The 3,755-nt window shown below is 37.7% G+C and carries 3 protein-coding genes; 1 reads left to right on the forward strand and 2 read right to left on the reverse strand.

Annotation, left to right across the window (positions count from 1 at the left end; all coding sequences use genetic code 11):
* Positions 1 to 272: 272 nt before the first annotated feature.
* Positions 273 to 506: a hypothetical protein gene (locus AC1DPQ_RS21030; protein WP_477610764.1), complete on the forward strand. Its 234-nt coding sequence runs from the start codon at positions 273 to 275 to the stop codon at positions 504 to 506.
* 166 nt (positions 507 to 672) lie between these two features.
* On the opposite strand, the gene AC1DPQ_RS21035 is transcribed toward AC1DPQ_RS21030, so the two are convergent.
* Both AC1DPQ_RS21035 and AC1DPQ_RS21040 read right to left on the reverse strand, forming a co-directional pair.
* Complete coding sequence (locus AC1DPQ_RS21035) at positions 673 to 1,971, reverse strand: protein kinase domain-containing protein (protein WP_477582739.1); 1,299 nt, start codon at positions 1,969 to 1,971, stop codon at positions 673 to 675.
* On the reverse strand, positions 1,961 to 2,626 hold the full coding sequence (locus AC1DPQ_RS21040; protein ID WP_477610765.1) for a metallophosphoesterase family protein: 666 nt from the start codon (positions 2,624 to 2,626) through the stop codon (positions 1,961 to 1,963). The genes AC1DPQ_RS21035 and AC1DPQ_RS21040 overlap by 11 nt, the downstream gene beginning before the upstream one ends.
* Positions 2,627 to 3,755: the final 1,129 nt, after the last annotated feature.

Below are 3,755 nucleotides of genomic sequence, written 5' to 3' on the forward strand. Positions count from 1 at the left end.
ATACAAAATATGAACCTATTGCCTAACTACACTAAATATTCCTCAAACCGGAAAATACAAAATATGAACGTATTGCCTACCTACTCTATATTTTCCTCAAACCGGAAACCTTTGAACCTTTCTCACTTTCCTTCAATAAACTTTTTGAGCGCCAAACGAAAAAAGAGCTTGAAGAGAAGTTTATCAACCTCTCGGAAAATGAGCACTATCTATGGTTTACCAACCGCATCAAAAAGGAACATAAGAAACTTTCCAATTATCGACATCCATTGGTGCATTACAGACAAAACAGTGGTTTTCTAAAAGGCTCCTATAATGCCTCCAGATCAAGGATTTGGTTAAAAAATGCGATGGATGGACTTGATGGCCTGATCAAAATGGAAAAGGATATGGACGATATCCTAAAATTCGTAAACCAAGAGCTGCAAAACTGTTACATGGCTTTTCAACACACTGTATTGTTGTGTGAAAGCTTGGAGCTCTCTAAAAATGCACCAAATGAATAGTCTTTGCTTCAATTAGTTATATTATCAAGCGATCCAACGATTGCCTACGGCATTAACAGAAGGTGCTAACCACAAATTTCTAAATGTTCCTAACTGAACCATTATGCGCAGCTCAGGATATTGCAATGCCAATGCTTGCCCAATAACTCAAGCTTTGCAGATATCATTACTCTAGAGTTTCCTTTATGATTGGGTGATAGTCGTTAATCGATAAGTTAATACCCAGGGCGCAGCGTTTAAAATTTTGAATGTTCTGATCCTCAAGCTCTAATTCTAAGCTGATCCTAAAAGCGAGATGCTCATCGATCCCCTTGCCTGCCATTTTGACAACATATCCCATTACATACCAACGGTTGTGTGATCGCCCGAGTTCCGCCGCAGCTATAACGGCCTTAGATTTTACCTCAAGGTCCGAAGTCTTCTCATAAATCTTAAAAATCAGACCAATAATCACATCGCAGTAATCAAAATTGAAATTTCTACTATAAACCCATTCACTATAGATAATGCTCAACTCATTTGACAAATCCTTATCCAGCTGGTAAAATAAGTCAAGGATTTCGGATTCCATCTCAAAAAGAATATCCCTCGAACGTGGGTTACGCTTGAGATAAAAAACGAAATTCTCGAATAAATCGCTATCCCAAGTATCGAACTTCTTAATTAGCTGTACCCATTTCTCATCACCTGCCTCATCGATTTTGATGGAATCCTTGGATAGAAAATAAAGCACACGCTTGCGTAATGTATCGACATTTTTGAATCTATGAGCAGTATTGTTTTTGGTACAACGCTCGATAATTGCACCGATTTCACCATCGCCTGAGAGTTCAGAATAAGGAACGCGGCTGCCATCGGTAAAGATATCATGCAAGATCGCGCCGAAAGAGTAAATATCAGCCAGTGGAGTAACTCGTTTAAAGTCCTTTATCTGTTCGGGTGCGGCATACATAACCGTTCCTAACGCGTTATTACTGGTGGTAATCGTCTGAGAGAGGATTTCCTTGTCTTGAGAGATCAAACCAAAATCGGCAAGCTTCCACCTGCCGTTATGAAAAAGGATGTTCTGCGGTTTCAAATCCCGGTGTATCAGTCCCCTGTTGTGGATATATTCCAGCGAGTTTAAAATATCGCCAAGCCCCTCAGGCCGTCTGCGCTCATGTTTACACGTAAGGATCTCATTGCTATAAACATCAGCTGCAATAGGCATCAAAAACCAAGGAGAAGAAGATGTAAGGTCGTCGAAAATAATAGGAATAAAAAGTTCTTCGGGAAGCTTCTTTTGCGTTTTTACTTCTCTGATAAACCGCTGCCTCAACGTTTCACATAGCACAGGATTGGAAATAAATTGCGAGGAAGGACAAAAGGTCTTTCTGGCATAATAATTTCCATCATCACAAAGAACTTCTTCAATCTTACCGAACCCCCCGTCATTGATCAGCGACTTAACTTGCTTAATAACCATACACAAAATTTAATGAGAAGTTTTCTAATTCAAGTACACATAATCCGCCGTAACCGGCTTTTTTTGTAAACACGCCATTATCAATGCACTTGATGGGATAAAGATCTTTAAAATTTTCAATAATCTCTTGCTGGGTACCAGGGGTGTGCCCATGTATCAAAATCCGTCTACCAAGCCAGCCGTAATCTAAAAGATCGTTTTGATCCCTAGACCAGAGCATCGTGTGCACATCAGTGAAAGGATCACTAATTAGCATATTCAGCGCCGCATGGACGAATATAAATTGGTCATATTCGTAACAAAAGCGGAAAGATTTCAACAGATCAATATACTTGATAGGAATCTTATGAACCGAACTAGTCAGAAAACTAGACAATGTTTCATCGCCACCGTTTAACAGCCAGTTATTAAGTTTATCAGGGTCATCAAGTGCATCAAGCAGCATCTGCTCATGGTTTCCCCTCAAACAGATAAGTTCAAAACCATGTTCCATCAATAGAAAAATGGTATCCAAAACTCCCTTACTATCAAAACCCCTGTCAATGTAATCTCCCAATAAGATCAATCGATCAGTCTTTTTGAGGCGAACAGACTTTAGCGCTCTTCTAAAGGCATTGTCATTTCCATGGATATCTGATAAAACAAAAGTTCTCATTCGGTGCAAAGTTAATATTTGAAAGAGATTAACCATGCTACAGCGCAAATTTTCATCAGAAAAGGCTCTTATATAAAATGCCACAAAGGCATTTGTGTAGACATATTGTGTATTTCGGCGCGAAAGTGCCCCCTCTGCTTCGGGACAAACTGGCCACCAATTTGATTATCGGATTGCGCACTGTCCCTCACTAGGTATTAAGAACTATTTGCTTTCCCTTCTGTTGAAATGTTTTGGCAATTTAATACTTAAAAGAGCACATTTTTTTTTATAAAAAAATATTTTTAAACATTAGTTTGACCGATTTTCAACAGTCCTATTCTATGACAACTTTATCGAATATGTAATAGTTCTCCCCTGTCAGGAAAAACCTCAGCATTCTTTGAAACAAAAGATACAGCACGTGGAAGCAAAATTAGGTTTTTATAGTTATTTTCTATAAAAATCAGTTTAAAACAAACCAGATAAATTTGCTACTTTCGCTCAAGATGGATAATCATCTTAAAAGCGGCTAACTGGACAAACCAATTCTATTGACCTTATCGCCAATTTGCTAATGTATAGGTAAGCAAAACTTTATAACAATTTCGTTTCCGGTTAGATGGGGTCAATTTACTTTGGTTTTTCCACTTTGTTCCCTTCTAACGCCCTGAATTAACTGGTTTCGGGTCACCCTTTTTTAAATATGTTCTTTCTTGTCATCCGCTATACTTCCACTATTATTCAGCGGTTATCCATAAATATTATCAGGGCATTGAAATAACTTTAAAACTTGAAATAGTAAGATAAAATGCACGCTAAAAAGTTCATAATAAAAGGGGTGTTTTAGCCCCTTAACCGCCCCCCCTTCATAATCAGCACTTTTTTATACTTATCTTTGTTTCAAGCAAATGGAAAAGGATTTATACACAATTAGCCTTATCAAATACACCCTTTTTTATGGGTAAATTTGTATAACAAAATCAGACAGGAAAAAACTTTGTGGTAAGGTGAGACAAATAGAAAAACATTAGTATCATTTAAAAAGAAATTACATAATATATAGATAGGGATTTGAAAGGTAAGCAAAGCAGCCACGTAATTTATACCTATCATGAAAGTTGAAAGCAGAGGTGTTTTGTTGTACCAG

Source organism: Pedobacter sp. 01T416_2 (genome assembly GCF_056398925.1).

Bases quoted from the DNA above. Each gene is read 5' to 3' on its own strand.
- AC1DPQ_RS21035 (WP_477582739.1), bottom strand. From the start codon at position 1,971: ATGGTTATTAAGCAAGTTAAGTCGCTGATCAATGACGGGGGGTTCGGT.
- AC1DPQ_RS21040 (WP_477610765.1), bottom strand. From the start codon at position 2,626: ATGAGAACTTTTGTTTTATCAGATATCCATGGAAATGACAATGCCTTT.